A 22,098-nucleotide genomic window follows, 5' to 3' on the forward strand; every position below is an offset into this window, starting at 1 on the left:
CCTGCCCCGCACTCTCGGCGAACAAAATTTATCCCCTGAAATTAGAGGGTTAGCGGGCGATGGTCAACAGTGGCTATAATGCAGCAGCCTGCCAAAATCGTCAGGGATGTGTCTTTTCTGATTGCACGCTTCACCAGCGAACGAGCGCCGAGCCCCAGGTGAAGCCGCCGCCCATCGCTTCGAACAGCACGAGATCGCCCTTCTTCACGCGTCCATCCTGCACCGCAACTGATAGCGCCAGGGGAATCGATGCCGCCGAAGTGTTGCCGTGGCGATCGACCGTCAGCACCACCTTCTGCGGCGCAATATGGAGCTTGTGCGCCGAAGCATCGATGATCCGCTTGTTGGCCTGATGCGGGATGAACCAGTCGATGTCCTCCGCGCTGGTGCCGGTGGCGTTGAAGGCGTCGACGATCACGTCGGTGATCATGCCGACCGCGTGCTTGAACACTTCGCGGCCTTCCATTCGCAGGTGGCCGACCGTCCGGGTCGATCCCGGGCCGCCGTCGACGAACAGCTTCGCCTTGTGGCGGCCGTCGGAGCGCAGATGCGTGGTCAGTACGCCGCGGTCGGACGATTTGCCCGGCTGCTCCTGCGCTTCCAGCACCACCGCGCCGGCCCCGTCGCCGAACAGCACGCAAGTGCCGCGGTCGTTCCAGTCGAGGATGCGCGAAAAGGTCTCGGCGCCGATCACCAGCGCCCGTTTGTAGGCGCCGGTGCGCAGGAAATTGTCGGCGGTCGCCAGCGCGAAGACGAAGCCGGAGCAGACCGCCTGCAGATCGAAGGCCGCGCCATGGGTGATGCCGAGCCCGTTCTGCACCGCGACCGCGGTCGCTGGAAACGTGTTGTCCGGCGTCGAGGTCGCGAGCACGATCAGGTCGATATCCTGCGCATCGAGGCCGGCGTTCGCCAACGCCGCGCGCGCGGCATTAATGCCGAGATGGGAGGTGAACTCCCCCTCGGCCGCGATGTGCCGCTCCCGAATGCCGGTGCGCTGCACGATCCATTCGTCAGACGTATCGACGCGGGTCGCCAGTTCGGCATTGGTCAAGACCCGCTCCGGCAGATAAGAGCCGCAGCCGAGCACGACCGATCGTATCGCAGTCACGAGACAGCCTCCTGCGCGGTCTGCGCTGAGGCCAGCGCGCTTCCGTCGCGGTTGAGCATCTGATTGATCTTGGTGAGGAGATCGTAGTGGGCCATCTCATAGCCAACATCGACCGCATAGGCAAAGCCTTCGGAGTTGATCCCACCGTGACTTTTCACCACCAGGCCCTTCAGGCCGAGCAGCACCCCGCCATTGGACTTGTTAGGGTCCATCTTGTCGCGCAACGCCCGGAAGGCGCCGCGGGCAAGGAGATAGCCGATGCGCCTGGGCCAAGTCTGGGACAGGGCGTTGCGCAGGAAATCCACCATCTGCCGCGCGGTGCCCTCGGCCGCCTTCAGCGCGATGTTGCCGGCATATCCCTCCGTGACGACCACATCGGCGATCCCCTTGCCGATGCCGTCGCTCTCGACGAAGCCGATATAATTCAGTTGCGGCAGGTTCATTGCCCGCAACAGCTCGGCCGCCTCGCGGATCTCCTCATGTCCCTTCATCTCTTCGCGGCCGATATTGAGCAGCCCTACGGTCGGCCGCTCGACGTTGAACCGGACGCTGGCCATCGCGCCGCCCATCAGTGCCAGCGCCACCAGGTGCTGTGCGTCGCCGCCGATGCTCGCCCCGAGGTCGAGCACGATGGTGTCGCCACGCACGGTCGGCCACAGCCCCGCGATCGCCGGGCGCTCGATTCCGGGCAACATGCGCAGGTTGAACCGCGCCATCGCCATCAGCGCGCCGGTGTTGCCGGCTGACACCGCGACATCGGCCTCACCGTGCTTCACCGCGTCGATCGCAAGCCACATCGAGGAGGTCTTGCGGCCGCGCCTGAGCGCCTGACTCGGCTTCTCGTCGTTGCTGATCGCAACGTCGGTGTGGATCACACGCGAGGCCGCCTTCAGGGCGGGATGCGCTGCCAATTCCGGCTCGATCAGCTTGCTGTCGCCAAACAGCAAGAATTCGGTGTCAGGATGCCGGCTCAACGAGATGGCGGCGCCAGGGACGACGACCGATGCGCCGTCATCGCCACCCATGGCGTCAAGCGCGATTCGAACCTTTTTAGGCATGAACGTCCCGGAAACCTGCTCTCGGCGGCCTTGAAGCGGACCGGCCACCCGTTTGAAAGCCACCGCCATCAGCGATGTCTATCGCGGTCAGCGATGTCTGTCGCGCAAGCGATGTACGGCCGAAGGCAACGGCGCGCCCGGCCGGGCCGCGACAATAACCTGTCCCCATTCTGACACAACCTCTTCACCACGCTTTACCGGTTGGCTCAGGGTTGCGGGAACGCGGAGGCATCGACGCAGGATATCTCAACTTATTCAATATCTTATCTCAGATTTATGAGAATGCAACGGATCGATTTCGCGCGATGGTTCGCCCTCATAATCCACTTTAACCGGAGCCTATTTCCCGTTGGATTTCCCTTTCGGCTTGTTCCCACCGGGCGTTTTCGGCGCGGCCTGCAGCGCTTTCAGGGCGGCAAACGGGTGGTCCTCGGGATCGGCGGCCTCCACCACCGGCTCGAACACGGCATCCGCCTTGCGCGGATAGGGGTCGATCGCGAGGAACAGCGCGTCGGTCGCGAGCCGGCCGAGATCGATCATGCCGTTCTCGATCGGCTCCGGCGGATCGGGTATCTCAGCGTCGCTGCGCTCGGCCTCCTCGGCCAGCGCGGCCATCTGCGGGATCTGCTCCGGCGGGGCGAAGATCAGGTCGATCTCCTCGTCGATCTCGTTCTCGATCTCCTCGAGCGTCACCACGCAGGTCTGCCCGACCCGGCCGCGCACGGAGCCCACGACGTGGAAGCGGCCGCCGCTCTTCGGCGTGACGTCGAATGACGCCTCAGCCGAAAGCACCTCGCGCAGCCCCGCGATATCCGCCAATGCCTGACGCTGGCGCGGATCGGCCTCGATGTCGCGATGCAGGCCGGTTTCCGGCACCTGCGCCACCGCGACCAGCACGCGCCAAGGGTCACGCGGAGGATGAGGCCTCTCTGTCTCGGTATCTTTCATTGAGCCGTGCCCACCTGCTCCGGCACTGGAAACTTCCACGATCCGCCCGACAGCGCCGTTGCGTCGAGCCGGTCCAGCAGGGACGCTACCCGCTCGGCATAGGTCGCAAGCCGCCGCGCCTTCTCGATGTCCTTGCCATCAAAGATATTCTTGCAGAATGCGTTTGCCAGCGCCTCATGGCCATCAGTGAGCGCGAGGTCGTAGGCCACGGAACGGCCGTAGAAGGCTTCGCCGAAAGCCTTCATCCGCTTCGGTACCGTGAGGTCGCCGACCCCCATTTCGCGTAAGTTGTCGTCCATATCCTCGCAGAAGCGGTCGAACAGCGCCTGTGACAGACCCGATTCGCCCTCCACGGCCCGGAGGCGCCGCAGCACCAGCCACAAATGCAGCAAGAGCAGGTCGAATCGGCCGTTAACCGTGTCTGCGACGGCGAACTGTCGGTAAAACACCGGTTCTCGCGCCTGCGTCACGATCATGCCATAGATGGTCTCAATGGTGCCGCTCGGGAGTAGCCGGGGTTTCTTGAATTGATTGAACGGCCAAAGCATTGTGGGTTCCGCCCGCGGGCCCAAAAGGCCCGCTTCTGTTGCAATCCTCAGCCGTGCCCGGTACGTCAACGCCTCGCGCGACGCAAGGGGACGGATCAGTTCCGCCGATGACCGAAGCCAACAAGACCAGCCCACGCGTGTCCTTCTCACGCGGCGTGCTAGCACGCTGCCGCGCCGCGGCGGCCATCGGCCTGGTCTGCGCGCTGCTTGCCGCCTGCACCGGCGAACAATTCCAGAAGGGCTACATCCTGCCGCAGGGCGCGCTGGAGCAAATCCCGATCGGCGCCAGCCAGGACCAGGTGCTGATCGTGATGGGCACGCCGTCGACGGTAGCCACGCTGGACGGCGAGGTGTTCTACTACATCTCGCAGCGCACCGAGCGTCCGGTCGCCTTCATGAACCAGCGGGTGGTCGACCAGCGCGTGATCGCGGTTTATTTCGACAAGAACCGCACCGTCCGCCGCATCGCCAATTACGGCCTGCAGGACGGCAAGATTTTCGACTTCGTCAGCCGCACCACGCCGACCTCGGGCCAGGAGCTCAGCTACCTGACGCCGCTGTTCAAGCTGCTCAGCTTTAACTAACCAAAGCGTTTTCGAGCGAAGTGGATACCGGTTCGCGTGAAGAAAACGCGTCAAAACAAGAATCCGCGGCTGCGCCAAGTCGCCGCCTAACTCCTCGCTTGCCGGACCGCCTCGCGGTCCCCTACGCTCCCTGAAAACAAGATCAAATCAGGGAGTGAACACGTGAGCCGAACCTTGCTTTCCCGCCGCCGCCTGCTGACGGGTACCGCCGCCGTCTCGGCCGCCGCCATCCTGCCGCGCGCGAGCTTAGGCGCCGGCGACTGGCGGCCGACCGAGACCGTCCGCCTGATCGTGCCGGCCGCCGCTGGCGGCTCCACCGACGTAATGGGCCGCCTGCTCGCGGCGCATCTGCAGACCGCCTGGGGACAGTCGGCGATCGTGGAGAACCGCTCAGGCGCCGGCGGCACCATCGGCACCGCCGAAGTCGCCCGCAACAAGGGCGATGGCCACACCATCCTGATCGGCAATCCCGGGCCGAATGCGATCGCCTATTCGATCTTCAAGAACCTCACCTACCAGAAGGATCAGTTGCAGCCGGTCTCCAACATGATCCGGATCCCGAACATCGTCTCGGCCCATCCCTCGACCGGCATCAAGTCGATCCCCGAGTTGATCGCCTATCTGAAGGCCAATCCGGACAAGCTGACCTACGGCTCGTCCGGGACCGGCCAGAGCCCGCATCTGACCGGCGCCTGGTTCCTGCAGCTCACGGGGCTCAAGATGACGCATGTGCCGTTCCGCGGCGCCGGTCCCGCGCTGCAGGCGGGGCTTGCCGGCGACATCCAGATCCTGTTCGACAACCTCTATCCGTCGCTGCCGCAGGTGCTGGACGGCAAGCTCAACGGGCTCTGCGTCACCACCGCCGAGCGCAGCGACGCCGCGCCGAAACTGCCGACCATGCGCGAGAGCGCGCCGGAGCTTGCGAAGTTCGAAGTCTCCTCCTGGTTCGGCGTCTTCCTGCCCAAGGCCACACCCGCGCCGATCGTGGACGAGCTCAACCGCCAGATAAAGGCGATGCTGGAGCGCGACGACGTCAGGAAGAACATCGCCGGCATGGGCGCCCGCCCCGACCACGGCACGCCGCAGCAGTTCAGCGATTTCGTCGACGCCGAAACCAGGAAGTTCGCCGCCATCATCGAGAAGGAAGGCCTGCAGATGGAGGTGAAGTGACGGGCGCTCCGTCATTGCGAGGAGCGTCAGCGACGAAGCAATCCACCTCTCCACTCGTGGCGAGATGGATTGCTTCGCTACGCTCGCAATGACGAGTTGAGAGACACGCACGTATGTCCAAACAAAAACCCCGCGGCTCGGCCGCGGGGTTTTGCGTTCTTCGTTCGGACACCCGTCAATGTGCCAGGATCGCCAGCAGCAGCAGCGCCACGATGTTGGTGATCTTGATCATCGGGTTGACCGCCGGGCCGGCCGTATCCTTGTAGGGATCGCCGACGGTGTCGCCGGTCACTGCGGACTTGTGGGCATCGGAGCCCTTGCCGCCGTAGTGGCCGTCCTCGATGTACTTCTTGGCGTTGTCCCATGCGCCACCGCCTGAGGTCATCGAGATCGCGACGAACAGCCCTGTGACGATGACGCCGAGCAGCATCGCGCCGACGGCCGAGAACGCCGCCGACTTGCCGGCCGCACCGCCGCCCGCGATCACGTAGATCAGGAAGTAGACCACGATCGGCGACAGCACCGGCAGCAGCGACGGGATGATCATCTCCTTGATCGCCGCCTTGGTCAGGAGGTCAACCGCCTTGCCGTAGTCCGGCTTGTCGGTGCCCTGCATGATGCCGGGCTTCTCGCGGAACTGGCGCCGCACTTCTTCGACGATCGCGCCGGCCGCGCGGCCGACCGCGGTCATGCCCATCGCCCCGAACAGATACGGCAAGAGGCCGCCGAACAACAGGCCCACCACCACATAGGGGTTGTTGAGGGAGAAGTCGGGATTGACGCCCTTGAAATAGGCGTGGTTGGCGGAGTCGCTGATGAAGAATTTGAGGTCCTGGTTATAGGCCGCAAACAGCACCAGCGCGCCGAGACCGGCGGAGCCGATCGCATAGCCCTTGGTCACGGCCTTGGTGGTGTTGCCGACCGCGTCGAGCGCATCGGTCGATTTGCGCACCTCCTTCGGCAGCCCCGCCATCTCGGCGATGCCGCCGGCGTTGTCGGTGACCGGACCGAAGGCGTCGAGCGCGACGATCATGCCGGCGAGCGCCAGCATGGTCGCAGTCGCGATCGCGATCCCGAACAGGCCGGCCAGGCTGTAGGTGACGAGGATGCCGGCGATGATGACCATCGCGGGCAGCGCGGTCGCCTCCATCGAGATCGCAAGGCCCTGGATCACGTTGGTGCCGTGGCCGGTCACCGAGGCCGAGGCGATGGACTTCACCGGGCGATAGTCGGTGCCGGTATAGTATTCGGTGATCCAGATGATCAGCGCGGTGACGATGAGGCCGACGACGCCGCATTGGAACAGCGCCATGCCGGAATAGTCCACGCCCGGCAGCTTGTCGAAGCCGATCAGGGCGTAGATCACGCCGGCGATGCCGATCAGCGACAGGATGCCGGTCGCGATCAGGCCCTTGTAGAGCGCGCCCATGATCGACTGGCTGCTGCCGAGCTTGACGAAGAAAGTGCCGATGATCGAGGTGATGATGCAGATGCCGCCAATCGCGAGCGGCAGCGTCATCATGCTCACCAGGATCGGCGACTTCGCGAAGAAGATCGCCGCCAGCACCATGGTGGCGACCGCCGTCACCGCATAGGTCTCGAACAGGTCGGCGGCCATGCCGGCGCAGTCGCCGACATTGTCGCCGACATTGTCCGCGATGGTCGCCGGGTTGCGCGGATCGTCCTCGGGGATGCCGGCCTCGACCTTGCCGACGAGGTCGCCGCCGACGTCGGCGCCCTTGGTGAAGATGCCGCCGCCGAGACGGGCGAAGATCGAGATCAGCGAGGCGCCGAAGCCGAGCGCCACCATGGCGTCGATCACGGTGCGGCTGTCCGCCGCGAACCCTGCGACCTTGGTCAGGTAGGCGAAATAGATGGTGACGCCGAGCAGCGCCAGGCCCGCGACCAGGAGCCCGGTGATCGCGCCCGCCTTGAAGGCCAGCTCCAGGCCGCCCGCCAGCGACTTGGTCGCCGCCTGCGCGGTGCGGACGTTGGCGCGGACCGAGACGTTCATGCCGATGAAGCCGGCCGCCCCCGACAGGATCGCGCCGATCGCAAAGCCGATCGCGACCAGGAGCCCAAGGAAGTAAGCCAGCAGAATGAAGATCAAGACGCCGACGATGCCGATCGTGGTGTATTGGCGCCGCAGATACGCCTGTGCGCCTTCGCGCACCGCCGCGGCAATCTCCTGCATGCGCGGGCTGCCCGCGTCAGCGTTCAGGACCGAATTGGTCGCCCAAATCGCGTAGACAATGGAAAGTACCCCGCAGAGCACGATCAACCATAATGCTGTCATTTGAATTCTGCCTCAGATCCTTGATGTATCCCCACGCCCTTGTTTTTTCCGCGGGATGCGGCGGGCGCTTATTGAGCGGTCCACCCCTGCCCTCAAGGATGGCCACAATCGGTCGCGAACCTTGCCAAAATCGCTTTCGCAGCGCAACGCCGCCGGCAATCAAAACGGGACGATTTGGGCAGCTAATTAGTCTGAGGGGCGGCTTTCTCGGCCTATTCCAAAGCGTTTTCAAGCGAGGCGGACCCCGGCTCGCGTGAAGAAAACGCGTCAATACGAGAATCCAGAGCTTCGGTTCTGATGCAATCAGAACCGAAGCTCTAGAAATGGCTGTAGGACAGCCGCTTCAAGGCCAGCTCCCGGCCCTGCGAATCTAGGAAGCTGGGGGGTGCGGAGCCTGCGATGATACCGCCGATCGCGGTCACGGCAACGCCTGTGCGCTTGGCCTCTTGCACGAAGGCCGCCATGCGATCCCCGGGGATCGCGCAGAGGATCTCGTAGTCATCGCCGCCCGAGATCAGGGCCTCGATACCGACGGCCTTGCCCGCAACCAGCGCAGCGGCCGGCGACGAGAGTGGGATGCTCTGGACGTCGATCACGGCCGAGACGGCGGAAGCCGCACAGAGCTTTGCGAGATCGCCGGCGAGCCCGTCGGACACATCCATCGCGGCGCTGGCGTAATCGCGCACCGCCTTGGCGAGCGCATTGCGCGGCTGCGGCACGCGGTAGCGGCCGGTGAGCATCTCGCGGGAGGCTTCGTCGCTCGCAAGCAGCGAGGCAACAGACCCGGCCTTCAGCAGGTTGAGGCCAAGCGCGGCATCGCCGATTGTGCCGGTAACCACGACGCGGTCCCCTGCCCGCGCGCCTCTACGGTGGATCATCTTGCCCTGCGGCACGCGCCCGAACGCCGTGACCGAGATCATCACCGGCCCGGGCGTGGACACCGTGTCGCCGCCGAGCAGCGGACAGCCGAACTGCGCAGCATCCTCGCCGAGCGCCTGCGCGAACGGTTTCAGCCAGGCATCGTCGGCGCTACGCAGCGCCAGCGTCAGCACGAAGCCGGCGGGTGTAGCCCCCTTGGCGGCGAGATCAGAGAGATTGACCCGCAGCGCCTTGCGCGCCAGCGTCGCCGGCGGATCGCCGGGGAGGAAATGCACGCCCTCGACGATTGCATCGGTGGTGACGACGATATCGTCGCCCCCTGCCCGCAACGCCGCCGCATCGTCATCGAGATTGAAAGCGCCCGGGTCCTTCGCGAGCGGCTTGAAGTAGCGCGCGATAAGGGAGTCCTCGCCGGATGGATTGCTCGGTCCGCTTGCCATGCCGCCCGACGTCTCCTCAGCCGTCATCGCCCGGCTTGACCGGGCGATCCAGTATTCCGCGCCGCCCGTGATCCAGCACAACCGCCGCCGTTTACCGGATCATCCGCATTCGCGGATGATGACGGCAGAGTGTGTGGGCTACCCACGCACGAACTCGTCGGCCCGGAACTGCCGGGCGATCTGGTCCAGCACCGCGTTCACCATTCCGGTCTCGTCCTTCTCCACAAACGCATGCGCGACGTCGACATATTCGGAGACCACCACGCGGCCCGGCACGTCCTTGCGATGCTCCAGTTCATAGGAGCCTGCCCGCAGCACCGCGCGCAGGATCGCATCGATCCGCTTCAGCGGCCACCCCTTCGACAGCGCCTCGTCGATCAGCGGATCGAGCCTGGCCTGGTCGCGTACCACCCCTGATACCACGTCACGGAAAAACGCCGCTTCCGCCGGCAGATACGTCTCGCCTTCGACCTCGTTGCCGAGCCAGTGGCTCTCAAACTCCGCGAACACGTCGTCCAGCCCGGCGCCGGCGATGTCCATCTGGTAGAGCGCCTGCACGGCGGCGAGCCGTGCGGCGCCGCGCCGATTGGCCTTCCTGTCCGCTGGTCTTACGGGCTTCCTGTCTTCCGCCATGGTCAACCCTTCGCCAGCCGGCGTTTGATGCGCAGCATCGCGAGCGCCGCGCGCGCGGCGTCGCCGCCTTTGTTCAAGTCATTGGCGCGCGCCCGTGCCCAGGCCTGTTCCTCGGTGTTGACGGTAATGATGCCGTTGCCGAGCGGAAACCTCCTGTTCACGGCGAGGTCCATCAGCCCGCGCGATGACTCCATCGACACGATCTCGAAATGGATGGTCTCGCCGCGCACCACGCAGCCAAGCGCGACCGCCGCGTCATAGGGCTTGCCGTTCTTTTCGGCGGCATCGATCGCAATCGCGATCGCCGCTGGAATTTCCAGCGCGCCTGGAACCGTGATGACGTCGTAGCCGACGCCCGCGGCCTTCAATTCCGCGGTTGCACCTTCCAGAAGCGCATCCTGAATATCGTCATAGAACCGCGCCTCGACGATCAGCGCACGCGCGCCGGAAATGTCGGTCTGGTCCTTCAGCGGTGCACGCCGTGCGTCTGCCATTACTGTTTCCGTTTCGATCGGTGCCCTCATCCTGAGAAGCGGCCACTTGGCCGCGTCTCGAAGGATGAGAATGTAGCCGGGCCTCGTGGTTCGAGACGGCGCTTCGCGCCTCCTCACCATGAGGGATTGGCCGGGTTTTAGGCGCAGGCGCCGCCTGTGCCAAGGGCCGCCGTTACTTCATCTCTGTCAGCCGCGCCGCGTAGCGGGCCATCAGGTCCACTTCGATATTGACCTCGCCGCCGGCGCGCCAGCCGCCGATCGTCGTCACGTTGAGAGTATGCGGGATGATCAGCACCGAAAATGTGACGCCGTCGACCGTATTCACCGTCAACGACACGCCATCCAGCGTGATCGAGCCTTTGACCGCGATGAAACGCGCCAGTTCGCGCGTGGTTCGGAGCACGAACCGCGCCATATCAGGCAGATCCTCGCGTGAGACGATGGTGGCGACGCCATCGGCATGGCCCGCCACGATATGGCCGCCGAGTTCGTCGCCAATCTTCAGCGCGCGCTCGAGATTGAGGCGGGTTCCGACACCCCAGTGCTTCGCCGTCGTCATGCCAAGCGTTTCCGCGGCGGCATCGACGTCGAACCAGGTCTTGCCGCCCTCGGCGCCGGAGGCGACCACCGTCAGGCACACCCCATTGCAGGCGATCGAGGCGCCATCGGCGATGGTCGCGCGATCGTAACGGCAGGCGATCCGCAGCCGGTGCAACTGTCCCTGCGCCGTAGGTGTCAGGCTGGTGATCTCGCCGACATCTGTGACTATGCCCGTGAACATCAAACCCTTCCCAGTTCACCGCCGTCATGGCCGGGCTTGTCCCGGCCATCCACGTCTTCCTTCGTCGCCAGCGGCCAAGGCGTGGATGCCCGGGTCAAGTCCGGGCATGACGCGCGGACACAGCGCTAGGCGCGATCGTAGATCGTCAAAAAATCTTTTCCGAGCGTTTCGCTAGCACGAACCTTGAAGGCGGGCGACTGTGTGATCGCGGCGAGCGGCAATGCATCCAGCGCGGGCACGCCGTCGGCGCCGACCGCCTCTGGCGCGCGCAACAGCCAGGCTTCGTCGACCAGGTCAGCCGCGACGAAGGATGAGGCCACCCGCGCCCCGCCCTCAACCATTACTTTGGTAATGCCCTTCTCGGCGAGCGCATGCAGCACCGCGAGCAGATCGAGTCCCGGCGGCGAGACCGTGTCCGCGACCCGGATCACCTGGGCACCGGCGGCACCCAGCTTCATCGCAGCCGGCGCTTCGGCAAGCTCCGAGGTCACCACCCATAACGGCGTTTCGCGCGCCGAATGCACCAGGCGGCTGTCGCCCGGCAGGCGCAGCGCGCGATCCAGCACCACCCGCACCGGCGAACGAGCCTCCATGCCCGGCAGGCGGCAAGTCAGAACCGGATCGTCGGCCAGCGCGGTGCCGATCCCGATCAGGATCGCATCGCTCTGCGCGCGGAGCAGATGCACCCGCGTCCGGACCACGTCTCCCGTGATCGCTACCGGGCGGTGGCCGGCAGCGCCGATCTTGTCGTCGGCGGAGATCGCCAGCTTGAGCAGCACATGCGGACGCTTGTCGCGGACACGGCGGAAATGACCGGCATGGTCCAGCGCGGCCTCCTCCGCGCACAGCCCGACATCAACAGCGATGCCCGCCGCGCGCAACCGTGCGTGCCCCTGCCCGCCGACTTCAGGATTGGGATCCTCGATCGCCGACACCACGCGCGCGATGCCGGCCGCAATCACCGCGTCAGCGCAGGGCGGCGAGCGGCCGAAATGCGAGCATGGCTCGAGCGTCACATACAGCGTGGCGCCGCGCGCCGCTTCGCCCGCGCGCCGCAGCGCCTCCGGCTCGGCATGCGGCCGGCCGCCCGCTTGCGTCCAGCCACGACCGACAATGACGCCATCCTTGACCACGACAGCACCGACCGCCGGATTCGGCCAGGTGCGGCCCTGCCCGCGCCGGCCGAGCGTCAGCGCGAGCTGCATGAACCGCAAATCGGCGGCTTTCGACTGCTTGGCTTGTGCGGCGAGCTTGTCTTCCAGGATGCGGAAGATCATTTGCGGAACTGCGCGATGCGCGGGTCATCTTCGCTGGTGAGCTCGCCGAGCAATGCCTCGAAATCCTTGGCTTCGCGGAAATTGCGGTAGACCGAGGCGAAGCGGACATAGGCGACATCGTCGAGCTGGCGCAGATGCTCCATCACGATCTCACCGATCGCCTCCGATGAGACTTCGGCCTCGCCGGCGCTCTCAAGCTCCCGCACGATGGCCGATACCATCTTCTCCAGCCGCTCCGAATCCACCGGCCGCTTGCGCAGCGAGATCTGCAGCGAGCGCACCAGCTTGTCGCGGTCGAACGGAACGCGACGGCCGTTGCGCTTGATCACTGTCAGCTCGCGAAGCTGCACCCGCTCAAATGTCGTGAAGCGGAAATTGCAGGTGATGCAGACGCGCCGCCGTCGGATCACAGCCGAATCCTCAGTCGGACGCGAGTCCTTGACCTGCGTATCCAGACTGTTGCAACTCGGGCAACGCATCTGCCGATTTCCTTATTGATAGATCGGGAAGCGGTCGGTCAGCGCCTTCACGCGTTCCTTGATCGCGGCTTCCACCAGCGGCGCCTTGCCCTCCGGCGACTGCTGCAGTGCGGTCAGGACTTCCGCGATCATGCCGCCGACTTCCTTGAACTCAGCGACGCCGAAGCCGCGCGTGGTCGTCGCCGGCGTGCCGAGCCGCAGGCCCGAGGTGACGAACGGCGTCTCAGGATCGAAGGGAATGCCGTTTTTGTTGCAGGTGATGGCGGCGCGCACCAACGCCTTCTCGGAGACGTTGCCCTTCAGCCCCTTGGACCGGAGGTCGACCAGCATCAGATGGTTGTCGGTACCGCCGGACACGATGTCGAGCCCATGGCCGCGCAGCGTTTCGGCGAGCGCCTTGGCATTCTCGACCACGTTCTTGGCGTAGACCTTGAAGTCCGGCCGCAGCGCCTCGCCGAACGCAACCGCCTTGGCCGCGATCACATGCATCAAGGGGCCACCCTGCAGACCCGGGAAGATCGCCGAGTTGAGCTTCTTGGTCAGCGTCTCGTCATTCCACAGCATCAGGCCGCCGCGCGGACCGCGCAGCGACTTGTGCGTCGTCGTGGTGGTGACATGCGCATGCGGCACCGGCGAAGCATGGACGCCGCCGGCGACGAGGCCCGCGAAATGCGCCATGTCGACCATGAGATAGGCGCCAACACTGTCGGCGATCTCGCGGAAGCGCTTGAAGTCCCAGGCGCGCGAATAGGCTGAGCCGCCCGCAACGATCAGCTTCGGCTTGACCTGTTCGGCCTGTTTGGCCACCGCATCCATGTCGATGACCTGGTCCTCGCGCCGCACCGTGTAGTGCACGGCCTTGAACCATTTGCCGGACATATTGACGGGCGAGCCATGGGTGAGATGGCCGCCGGCGGCGAGGTCGAGACCCATGAAGGTATCGCCGGGCTGCAGCAGCGCCAGGAACACCGCCTGGTTCATCTGGCTGCCGGAGTTCGGCTGCACGTTGGCGAACTTCGCACCGAACAGTTTCTTGGCGCGCTCGATCGCCAGCGTCTCGGCGACGTCGACCCATTCACAACCGCCATAGTAGCGCGCGCCCGGATAGCCTTCGGCGTATTTGTTGGTCATCACCGAGCCCTGCGCCTCCAGCACCGCACGGCTGACGATGTTCTCGGAAGCGATCAGCTCGATCTCATGGCGCTGCCGGCCCAATTCGCCCTTGATCGCCTCCGCGATCTCGGGATCGGCCTCGGCAAGGGTCGCCCTGAAGAAGGAATCAGGCGCGGAACTGGATTTGGCGCTCGGGGAGGAAGAGGTCATCGGCGAAATATCTCCACCGCCGCAAGCCTTTAGAGGATGCGGTCGGTCCATTGTGGGCGGTCGAAGCTGGTCGGTCAGCGTTATCACATCGCCGGGTGCCGGCCAAGCGATTGCGGTAGGGGTGCGGCCTTTGTGCCAGATATGGTGGCCTGCCGGGGTTTGCCAGTTCCAAAGGCGGCCTCATCCGTTCGCCCCGCCCCCCGTCATTCCGGGGCGCGACGAAGTCGCGAGGTCCTGGCGCCCCGACGCTGGCGCCAAGCGCGCGAGCAGCAAGAGCTGCCTCGCGGACGATGACAGCGGAGTGTGCGGCGGCGATGCGGCGGGGGCAAAGCGGAAGCGTGCTCGCCAGCGCGAGCGCGGCGCTGGATGGTGTTGATGGAGTTCGGATCGCGAGACGAAAATAAACTCACCCCAGGGCGCTGTCATGCCGGCCTGGGGTGAGAAGACAAAGATCGACGATCAGACCTGACGCTATTGCGTCACTACGTTTCCGACCGAGTTGAAGTTCTTCTTCGTATCATACCCGGAGTCGTGCAGATTTCGGAAATACAGGTCGCGGTCACCGCTACTCACTCCACCCGGCATGATAACCGAGCCCGGCGCAATGACCGGAGCGGCACGCATACTGGCATTCGCATTCATCGCGTGGCGATGATGCGTCCGCTGTGCGGCCAGAGCGGTAGAAGTAGCGAGGGCGAGGATTGCAAGACTGACAAGAACGCTCTTCGTCATAGTCGGCTCCTCTGAGAGGATCCACCCCATGGAACTTGTGGCACGGCCGCCCCTCCTCCACAAATCAACATCGCGTAACCCTCTGCGCCTGCCAAAGTGACGGCGCAACAGCCTGCTCGGGTCCAATAGAGATTGGTGATGGGTTCCGGCCCGGGGCGGGACGACAGCGGAGAGCGCCGCGACAGCCGCGCTACAACCCCGTGAATCCCGCCTTCACATGATCGGTGGAGCCGTCAAGCTGGCGCAGATAGGTCAATCCGCAGACCGTCAGGCGGTGCGTGTCGGTCTCGCCCGCCTCGAACAAGGTGCGGACATATTCCGTCACCTTCGCCCGCGCCTCCTCGCTCGCCGCGGCGGTGCGGTTCGCAAGCAGGTCATAGGTGTGCATGATGCGATCGATCGCGGCTTCCATCACTTTCTCCGATTGGGAATGATCAGATCACGAGCTGTGCTGCTTCAAACTCGGCGATCGCCTTGTTGGCGAGCTTGATCTTGTTGGTTTCGCCGCGCCGGAACATCTGCACGATGATCGTGAGCAATTGCTCGTTGGTGGCATAAGAGTCCGGAATGATCCCGGTCCTGCGCAGATAGTTGGAAGCGATGGCGTAGGCCTCGCCGACCACTTCGACATTCATCGCCCACATTCCGCGCTCGACCAGCATCTCGCTCTCCGTAGCCCACTATAAAGCGTGAGGACGCGAGTGGTTCCCGGTTCCGCAAAACTCTTTTTGCGGTGCCGAAAAGCAAGAGCGCACCGACCGGGCACAGTCGATGCGCTCTGCTGGAGGCTGACGGCTTGCCGGTCTTCTATCGGGCCGGCTTGGCCGCTCTGGCGAAGTCTTGAAGGTGTTGAAGTCTTGGAGAGGTGTTGAAGTCTTGGAGGCGCGAAGTCTTGAAGGTATCAGAGGCGATAGAGGATCTGGTCGGTCCAGAACCGCTCGAGCCGGTGCAGCGACTTGTTCAGCGTCGAGAACTCCTCGTTCGAGATGCCGCCGACCTGCTCCACGGTCTTGACGTGCTTCTGGTAGAGCGCATCGACGATACGGCGGATCTCCTGGCCCTGCGGCGTCAGGCGAATGCGCACCGAGCGGCGATCGACACGCGAACGCTGGTGATCGAGGAAGCCGAGCTCGACGAGCTTCTTCAGATTGTAGGAGACGTTGGAGCCGAGATAGTAGCCGCGCGTGCGCAGCTCACCCGCGGTCAATTCCTTGTCGCCGATATTGTAGAGCAACAGCGCCTGCACCGAATTGATGTCGGCGCGCCCGCGGCGATCGAACTCGTCCTTGATGACGTCGAGCAGCCGCCGATGCAGCCGCTCCACCAGCGTAAGGGCTTCGAGATAGAGCGACTGCACCGTCGGCTGGCCGGCGGCGCGCTCAGCGGTTTCCACCGCCGTTGAGGCAACGGCTTTGATCATGACACTTCCCCTGTTGTCGTTTTATCGACTTATTCGACGAAACTTGTGTCCCGCCTGATAGGTTCAACTTAAGGGGGCCGTTTGAACATCAGCTTAAATAAGACAATAAAGAGATCATGAATTTAAGACAGTGAATCGCGGATTAAGCCCGTCAAACAAGGGCTTTTCGCAACCCTTCATTGACGGTGGAGCGCCCCTGTTCACGCTTCGTCTGCATGCCCTGTCACAATCGGAAACAGCTTCGCTCAAATTCGAAACGACCGCGTAATAGATATGAGGGAACCCTTTACGGTGAGCGAAACGTTACCGGACACTTTTCTGAAAATTTTCGCGACACCACTCGCGCTCGCTGCACGCTCGGCCGGTTAAGCGCGCTATGGCGGCCGTTCGCGTGCGGCCATCCAGGCGAGCGCGAGATAGCCGGCGAGCATCAAGGCTTCGAACGCCACCACTGTTAGGCTGCCGCCGTAGATGTTCGGAAACATCAATTCGATCACCGCCATCGAGACGACGGTGGTCAGCCACACCACCGCGCCCCAGGGCGTGGCGAGCCACAGCCCGACGGCGGCGACAAGCTCGATGACGGCGAAGTAGATGGTCGCGGTCTGCCAGGCCATCGACTGGTTCTCGAAGGCCTCCTCCTCGGCGCCGACGAATCCCGTCACCTGCGCCCAGTGATAGAGGCCCTTGGCGATCGAGACCACCGCCATGATGCGGAGGAAGAAGACGAGCCGCCGGGTCCATACATTCTCATCCCGCCGGATCCGGTCCGACGACATCGCCGCAACGGAAATCGCATTGTCCCGCGACTGGTCGCGCGCAGAGGTGTCAGACATCGCAGAAGTCGTCCGTGGAAGCGAAATGGGTCATCGGCGCAGTCTTGGCCCGCCGGGCCGGCAAAATCAATTGCAGTTGCGGCAGATCAACGGCGCCGTGACGTTGCTGGACGAGGATGCTAGAGTTGGATCAAATCAAAAACCAGCCTGCCGTGTTAGGAGAACAAGCCCATGGCGATCAAATTCGGGCGCCCGATCGAACTGCGCGATGCGCCAAAGCGGCAGACGGCCCTCGCCTCCCCGCTGGATTTGACCATACGGCCCCGCCGCAACCGCAAGGCGGAATGGGCCAGGCGGCTGGTGCGCGAAAACGTGCTGACCACGGACGACCTGATCTGGCCCCTGTTCGTCGTTAACGGCCATAATGTCCGCACCCCGGTTGCCTCGATGCCGGGCGTGGACAGACTAAGTGTCGACCAGGCGGTTCGCGACGCCGAGCGCGCGGCCAAGCTCGATATCCCCTGCATCGCGCTGTTTCCCTACACCGAGCCGTCGCTGCGCGACGAGCAGGGCTCGGAGGCACTCAATCCGGACAATCTCGTCTGCCAGTCGGTCCGTGCGATCAAGAAGGAATTCCCCGATATCGGCGTGCTCTGCGACGTCGCGCTCGATCCCTTCACGAGCCATGGCCATGACGGACTGATCGAGGACGGCAGGATCCTCAACGATGAGACGGTCGCGGTGCTGGTGAAGCAGGCGCTGGTGCAGGCCGAGGCCGGCTGCGACATCATCGCGCCGTCGGACATGATGGACGGGCGGGTCGGCGCGATCCGCGAAGCACTCGACGCCGAGGGCTTTGGCGACGTGCAGATCATGGCCTATGCTGCGAAATACGCCTCCGCCTTCTACGGCCCGTTCCGCGACGCTATCGGCTCGGCCAAGACGCTGACCGGCGACAAGCGCACCTATCAGATGGACAGCGCCAATTCGGACGAAGCCCTGCGCGAGGTCGAGCTCGATATCGCCGAAGGCGCCGATATGGTGATGGTGAAGCCCGGCATGCCCTATCTCGATATCGTGCGCCGGGTGAAGGACACGTTTGCGATGCCGACCTTCGTCTACCAGGTATCAGGCGAATACGCGATGATCGCGGGCGCCGCGCGCAATGGATGGATCGACGGCGAGCGCGCGATGATGGAGAGCCTGGTCGGTTTCAAGCGCGCCGGCGCCGACGGCATCCTGACGTATTTTGCCCCGCAAGCCGCGGAGAAGCTGAAGGGGCAATCGTAGTGTAGGGTGGACAAAGCGAAAGCGTGCCCACCCTCTCTTGCTCCGATCGTGAATGGTGGACGCACTTCGCTTTGCCACCCTACCGGACTTAGGCTCACGGCATTGCGCCTCCGAATCGCCGAATATTTGCGCTTGCTGGGGTTCCGGACCTTGGCACCCGGGCAGCCCGTTCCCATGTCCTGCCCGGGATAGGTCCCAGTCGGAGGGGAGATTATGTCTTACGGCGGTTCGGGTAACTATGGTGCCTGGCGTAACGACGGCGGCGTGCCGCCGCATGCGTTCGATCCGCGATTGGAGCCGGAGCTGTTCCGCGGCGTGCTCACCCGGCGGGTATTTGCCTTCCTGATTGACCTGGTTGTGCTTTCGGTCCCCGTCATCCTTGGGTATCTTTTCATCGCCGTGTTCGGCCTGATCACCCTTGGGCTCGGTTGGGCGCTGTTCTGGCTGGCGTGGCCGGCGACGATTGTCTGGGCGATCGTCTATTACGGCGCATCGATCGGCGGCGCCTCGTCGGCGACCGTCGGCATGCGGGTGATGGATCTGGAGTTGCGCACCTGGTACGGGGCGCCAGGCTATTTCGTGCTCGGCGCCATGCATGCGGTGCTGTTCTGGCTGTCCGTCTCGTTCCTCTCGCCGCTTGTGCTGCTGTTTGGCCTCTTCAATAGCCGGCGGCGTTTGCTGCACGACATCGTGCTCGGAACCGTTATCATCAACAGCTCGGCCCGCGCTCACGCGGCATCCGCAGCGCACACTTATTGAGCCAGCCAATTGAGCCCAGCAAGATGATTGACCGCTAGCCTCCGGGGCGCGATGCTGGGAGGCTGTTTTGGAGGCCTGACGACTTGTCGTGACCCAGCATTCGCGTGATACCCCGCAGTTTTACCTGACGGCGCCGTCGCCCTGCCCCTATTTGCCGGGTCGCCATGAGCGCAAGGTGTTCACGCATCTGGTCGGCGACAAAGCGGGCGATCTCAACGATCTGCTCACCCATGGCGGGTTCCGCCGCAGCCAGTCGATCGCCTACCGGCCGGCTTGCGACCAATGCCGGGCCTGTGTGTCGGTGCGCGTGATCGCCAACGAATTCCGGCCCTCGCGCAGTTTCCGCAAGGTCCTGGCCCGCAACGCCGACCTCGTCGGCGAGCAGCGTTCCGCAGTGCCGACCTCCGAACAATATTCCGTGTTCCGCGCCTATCTCGACAGGCGCCACCGCCACGGCGGCATGGCCGACATGACCGTGCTCGACTATGCGATGATGGTCGAGGATAGCCATGTCGAGACCCGGATCATCGAGTATCGCAAGCGCGGCATCGACAGCGGCATCACCGGACGCGGCGAGGAGTTGATCGCAGTGGCCCTCACCGATGTGCTGAGCGACGGCCTGTCGATGGTCTATTCCTTCTTCGAGCCGTCGCTCGAGAACCGCTCGCTCGGCACCTTCATGATCCTGGACCACATCGCCCGCGCGCGCCGGCTCGGACTGCCATACGTCTATCTCGGCTACTGGATCGACGGCTCCAAGAAGATGGACTACAAGGCCCGCTTCCTGCCGCAGCAGCGCCTCGCCCCGAGCGGCTGGCTCCGGGTCGACGCGGCCGGCGACATGGCCGCGGAGCCGCAGGACTGACCGGCCCTCAGCCGAAGAGGGTATCGAACAGCAGCTTCACATTCAGGATGAGGATGACGCCAGCCACCAGCCAGGCGACCGCGGCGACCGGCATCGAGATCGCGAACTTGCCCATCTTGCGCCGGTCGGACACGAACCGCACCAGCGGAATGACCGCGAACGGAAGCTGCATCGAGAGGATGACTTGGCTGAACACCAGCAGGTCGGTGGTGCCGCGCTCGCCATAAAGCGCGGTGACGACAATGACGGGGACGATCGCGATGCCGCGCGTCAGCAGCCGCCGCGCCCAGCTCGGCAGCCGCAAGCTGAGGAAGCCTTCCATCACGATCTGGCCAGCCAGCGTCGCCGTTACCGTCGAGTTGAGGCCGGAGGCAAGCAGCGCCACCGCGAACAGCGTCGAGGCGATGCTGAGGCCAAGCAACGGCGACAGCAGTTCGTAGGCCTGGCTGATGTCCGCGACATCGGAATGGCCGCTCCGATGGAAGGTCGCGGCCGCGACCACCAGGATCGCCGCATTGATGAACAGCGCCAGCATCAGCGCGATCGTGGAGTCGGTTGTCGCCCATTTGATCGCGTCCCGCCGTCCCTCTTCGGTGCGCTCATAGGCGCGGGTCTGCACGATGGACGAGTGCAGATAAAGATTATGCGGCATCACGGTCGCGCCGATGATGCCGATCGCGATGTAGAGCATCTCGGGATTGGTGAAGATCTCGCTCGACGGCGCAAAGCCGCGCAGCAGCGCAGCAACCGGCGGGGCCGCCGCGGCGACCTGGATCGCAAAGCAGGTCGCGATCACGATCAGGAGCGCGATGACGAAGGCTTCCAGGAAGCGGAAGCCGCGATTCATCAGGAGCAGCAGCAGGAAGGCATCGAGCGCGGCGAGCAGCGCACCGCCGATCAGCGGAATGCCGAACAGGAGCTTCAACGCGATCGCGGAGCCGATCACCTCCGCCAGATCGCAGGCGATGATCGCGGCTTCGCAGGCAATCCACAGCAGGAAGTTCACCGGGCGCGAATAGGTCGCCCGGCAGGCCTGGGCCAGGTCGCGGTCGGTGACGATGCCAAGCCGGGCCGCGAGCGCCTGCAAAAGGATCGCCATCAGGTTGGACAGCAGGATGACCGAAAGCAGCGTGTAGCCGAACTTCGAGCCACCCGCGATGTCGGTCGCCCAGTTGCCGGGATCCATATAGCCGACCGACACCAGATAGCCCGGTCCGGCGAAGGCAAGCAGCCGGCGCCACCATCGGCCCGCCGTCGGAACCTCGACCGTCGCGTTCACCTCGGGGAGGCTTCGCGTATCCGGCGCGTCGGCGCGCCATCCGGTGGAGGTCGGCAGCACCTGCGGTGCGGTGTCGGGGATCAATCGGGGCGTTCGGGCATCCATGATGCCACAATGCCGGAAAACATTTTTTGTTGCAACTCATTTGCAACTGCATCTGGGAAGTCAATCAGGCCACATCCTCAGGCGCCGCTGCCGCAGCCCTCGGAGCGCGTCTTGCTGCGTTGCGGCAAAGTCACACTGCTGCACGAACCCCGCGCGTGTAACGCGGTCGTCACACTGCGACATAAAGTCCCGCGTTAGGGCTCGCTAGGTGGGTATGGGGCGTGCAGTTCACAGTGGAGGCCAGCAATGGCGACAATGAGAACCTTGATCCTCGGCACCGCCGCGGGGCTGATGGCAGCCGGCGGTGCGCATGCGGCCGATCTTCCGATCAAGGCGAAGCCCATCGAATATGTGAAGATTTGCTCGGCTTACGGTCCCGGCTTCTTCTTCATCCCCGGTACCGACACCTGCATGAAGATCGGCGGCTACCTCCGGGTCGACACCACATTCGATGGCGGCGTACAGGGCTCGCCGGCCTGGAACGGCGACGCAGGACAACATAACCGCTACTTCGACTACTTCGCCGCCCGCTCCCGAATGCTGTTGTCAATTGATACCCGCACCGCCACCGACTATGGCGTGGTCCGTACCTTCGGGCAGGGCCGGTTTCAGTTCTCTACGCTCGGCAACAACACCTTCAACCCGAACTCGATCAACGGCTCGCTGCCGGTCGCAAACTCGCAGCTGCTCGACACTCCCGGCGGCGGCGTTACTACCATCCAATTCCTCTTTATCCAGTTCGCAGGCTTCACCTTCGGTCAGTCGGCGTCGGCCTATTCCTCGCCTTGGCAGGGCTTCCCCGGCAACATCTCGGACTTCCTGCTCGGCGGCCAGAACAATGATACCGGCGTCAA

Annotated in this window: 24 protein-coding genes; 6 read left to right on the plus strand and 18 right to left on the minus strand. The window is 64.3% G+C overall.

The window, feature by feature from the left end; all coding sequences use genetic code 11:
• Positions 1–130: 130 nt before the first annotated feature.
• The 4 genes from AC5ZG1_RS32455 to AC5ZG1_RS32470 all read right to left on the minus strand — a co-directional run bounded on the left by AC5ZG1_RS32455 (position 131) and on the right by AC5ZG1_RS32470 (position 3,662).
• Positions 131–1,108, minus strand: a complete 978-nt coding sequence (locus tag AC5ZG1_RS32455; RefSeq protein ID WP_130231461.1) for a beta-ketoacyl-ACP synthase III — start codon at positions 1,106–1,108, stop codon at positions 131–133.
• Positions 1,105–2,166: a phosphate acyltransferase PlsX gene (plsX, locus tag AC5ZG1_RS32460; protein ID WP_130231463.1), complete on the minus strand. Its 1,062-nt coding sequence runs from the start codon at positions 2,164–2,166 to the stop codon at positions 1,105–1,107. The genes AC5ZG1_RS32455 and plsX overlap by 4 nt, the downstream gene beginning before the upstream one ends.
• A 339-nt stretch (positions 2,167–2,505) precedes the next feature.
• Entirely contained in the window at positions 2,506–3,114 is a 609-nt protein-coding gene (locus tag AC5ZG1_RS32465; protein ID WP_496135274.1) for a YceD family protein, read from the minus strand.
• Positions 3,111–3,662 carry a ubiquinol-cytochrome C chaperone family protein gene (locus AC5ZG1_RS32470; protein ID WP_496135275.1) on the minus strand — a complete coding sequence of 184 codons (552 nt, stop codon included), beginning with the start codon at positions 3,660–3,662 and terminating at the stop codon, positions 3,111–3,113. Before AC5ZG1_RS32470 ends, AC5ZG1_RS32465 begins: the two co-directional genes overlap by 4 nt.
• Before the next feature lie 107 nt (positions 3,663–3,769).
• On the opposite strand from AC5ZG1_RS32470, the gene AC5ZG1_RS32475 reads away from it, so the two are divergent.
• Both AC5ZG1_RS32475 and AC5ZG1_RS32480 read left to right on the plus strand, forming a co-directional pair.
• Positions 3,770–4,246, plus strand: coding sequence for an outer membrane protein assembly factor BamE (locus tag AC5ZG1_RS32475; RefSeq protein ID WP_028162881.1), 477 nt, complete (start codon positions 3,770–3,772; stop codon positions 4,244–4,246).
• Positions 4,247–4,408: 162 nt separating this feature from the next.
• Complete coding sequence (locus AC5ZG1_RS32480; protein WP_496135276.1) at positions 4,409–5,416, plus strand: Bug family tripartite tricarboxylate transporter substrate binding protein; 1,008 nt, start codon at positions 4,409–4,411, stop codon at positions 5,414–5,416.
• Between the two features lie 175 nt (positions 5,417–5,591).
• On the opposite strand, the gene AC5ZG1_RS32485 is transcribed toward AC5ZG1_RS32480, so the two are convergent.
• The 13 genes from AC5ZG1_RS32485 to AC5ZG1_RS32545 form a co-directional block, all read right to left on the minus strand.
• Positions 5,592–7,712 (minus strand): sodium-translocating pyrophosphatase, encoded by a 2,121-nt coding sequence (locus tag AC5ZG1_RS32485; protein WP_130231129.1) that lies wholly within the window; start codon positions 7,710–7,712, stop codon positions 5,592–5,594.
• A 317-nt stretch (positions 7,713–8,029) separates the two neighbouring features.
• Positions 8,030–9,031 (minus strand): thiamine-phosphate kinase, encoded by a 1,002-nt coding sequence (gene thiL / locus AC5ZG1_RS32490; RefSeq protein WP_496135277.1) that lies wholly within the window; start codon positions 9,029–9,031, stop codon positions 8,030–8,032.
• A gap of 138 nt (positions 9,032–9,169) precedes the next feature.
• On the minus strand, positions 9,170–9,664 hold the full coding sequence (nusB, locus tag AC5ZG1_RS32495) for a transcription antitermination factor NusB (RefSeq protein WP_028162885.1): 495 nt from the start codon (positions 9,662–9,664) through the stop codon (positions 9,170–9,172).
• Positions 9,665–9,666: 2 nt separating this feature from the next.
• Positions 9,667–10,158 (minus strand): 6,7-dimethyl-8-ribityllumazine synthase, encoded by a 492-nt coding sequence (gene ribH, locus AC5ZG1_RS32500; protein WP_496135278.1) that lies wholly within the window; start codon positions 10,156–10,158, stop codon positions 9,667–9,669.
• A gap of 172 nt (positions 10,159–10,330) precedes the next feature.
• Positions 10,331–10,939, minus strand: a complete 609-nt coding sequence (locus tag AC5ZG1_RS32505; RefSeq protein WP_496135279.1) for a riboflavin synthase — start codon at positions 10,937–10,939, stop codon at positions 10,331–10,333.
• A 125-nt stretch (positions 10,940–11,064) separates the two neighbouring features.
• Complete coding sequence (ribD, locus tag AC5ZG1_RS32510) at positions 11,065–12,216, minus strand: bifunctional diaminohydroxyphosphoribosylaminopyrimidine deaminase/5-amino-6-(5-phosphoribosylamino)uracil reductase RibD (protein WP_496135280.1); 1,152 nt, start codon at positions 12,214–12,216, stop codon at positions 11,065–11,067.
• Complete coding sequence (nrdR, locus tag AC5ZG1_RS32515; protein WP_028162889.1) at positions 12,213–12,695, minus strand: transcriptional regulator NrdR; 483 nt, start codon at positions 12,693–12,695, stop codon at positions 12,213–12,215. The genes ribD and nrdR overlap by 4 nt, the downstream gene beginning before the upstream one ends.
• A 12-nt stretch (positions 12,696–12,707) precedes the next feature.
• On the minus strand, positions 12,708–14,018 hold the full coding sequence (glyA, locus tag AC5ZG1_RS32520; RefSeq protein ID WP_496135281.1) for a serine hydroxymethyltransferase: 1,311 nt from the start codon (positions 14,016–14,018) through the stop codon (positions 12,708–12,710).
• 471 nt (positions 14,019–14,489) lie between these two features.
• Positions 14,490–14,750: a hypothetical protein gene (locus AC5ZG1_RS32525; protein WP_130231478.1), complete on the minus strand. Its 261-nt coding sequence runs from the start codon at positions 14,748–14,750 to the stop codon at positions 14,490–14,492.
• Positions 14,751–14,940: 190 nt separating this feature from the next.
• Entirely contained in the window at positions 14,941–15,162 is a 222-nt protein-coding gene (locus AC5ZG1_RS32530) for a hypothetical protein (protein ID WP_028162892.1), read from the minus strand.
• Positions 15,163–15,184: 22 nt separating this feature from the next.
• Complete coding sequence (locus AC5ZG1_RS32535) at positions 15,185–15,412, minus strand: hypothetical protein (protein ID WP_028162893.1); 228 nt, start codon at positions 15,410–15,412, stop codon at positions 15,185–15,187.
• Between the two features lie 239 nt (positions 15,413–15,651).
• Positions 15,652–16,170, minus strand: a complete 519-nt coding sequence (ldtR, locus tag AC5ZG1_RS32540) for a transcriptional regulator LdtR (protein ID WP_028162894.1) — start codon at positions 16,168–16,170, stop codon at positions 15,652–15,654.
• A 374-nt stretch (positions 16,171–16,544) separates the two neighbouring features.
• On the minus strand, positions 16,545–17,006 hold the full coding sequence (locus tag AC5ZG1_RS32545; RefSeq protein ID WP_028162895.1) for a DUF6163 family protein: 462 nt from the start codon (positions 17,004–17,006) through the stop codon (positions 16,545–16,547).
• A 171-nt stretch (positions 17,007–17,177) separates the two neighbouring features.
• Here AC5ZG1_RS32545 and hemB point away from each other — a divergent pair, with 171 nt between their 5' ends.
• The 3 genes from hemB to AC5ZG1_RS32560 all read left to right on the plus strand — a co-directional run bounded on the left by hemB (position 17,178) and on the right by AC5ZG1_RS32560 (position 19,860).
• Positions 17,178–18,236, plus strand: a complete 1,059-nt coding sequence (gene hemB / locus AC5ZG1_RS32550; protein ID WP_496135282.1) for a porphobilinogen synthase — start codon at positions 17,178–17,180, stop codon at positions 18,234–18,236.
• 213 nt (positions 18,237–18,449) lie between these two features.
• Positions 18,450–18,995, plus strand: a complete 546-nt coding sequence (locus tag AC5ZG1_RS32555; protein WP_028162897.1) for an RDD family protein — start codon at positions 18,450–18,452, stop codon at positions 18,993–18,995.
• Between the two features lie 88 nt (positions 18,996–19,083).
• A complete protein-coding gene (locus AC5ZG1_RS32560) occupies positions 19,084–19,860 on the plus strand; it encodes an arginyltransferase (RefSeq protein WP_028162898.1) in 777 nt (258 codons plus the stop codon).
• 7 nt (positions 19,861–19,867) lie between these two features.
• On the opposite strand, the gene AC5ZG1_RS32565 is transcribed toward AC5ZG1_RS32560, so the two are convergent.
• Positions 19,868–21,244, minus strand: coding sequence for an Nramp family divalent metal transporter (locus AC5ZG1_RS32565; RefSeq protein ID WP_496135283.1), 1,377 nt, complete (start codon positions 21,242–21,244; stop codon positions 19,868–19,870).
• A 246-nt stretch (positions 21,245–21,490) separates the two neighbouring features.
• On the opposite strand from AC5ZG1_RS32565, the gene AC5ZG1_RS32570 reads away from it, so the two are divergent.
• The coding region (locus tag AC5ZG1_RS32570; protein WP_496135284.1) for a porin at positions 21,491–22,098 on the plus strand (608 nt) is incomplete at its 3' end.

It is taken from the genome of Bradyrhizobium sp. Leo78 (assembly GCF_059512425.1).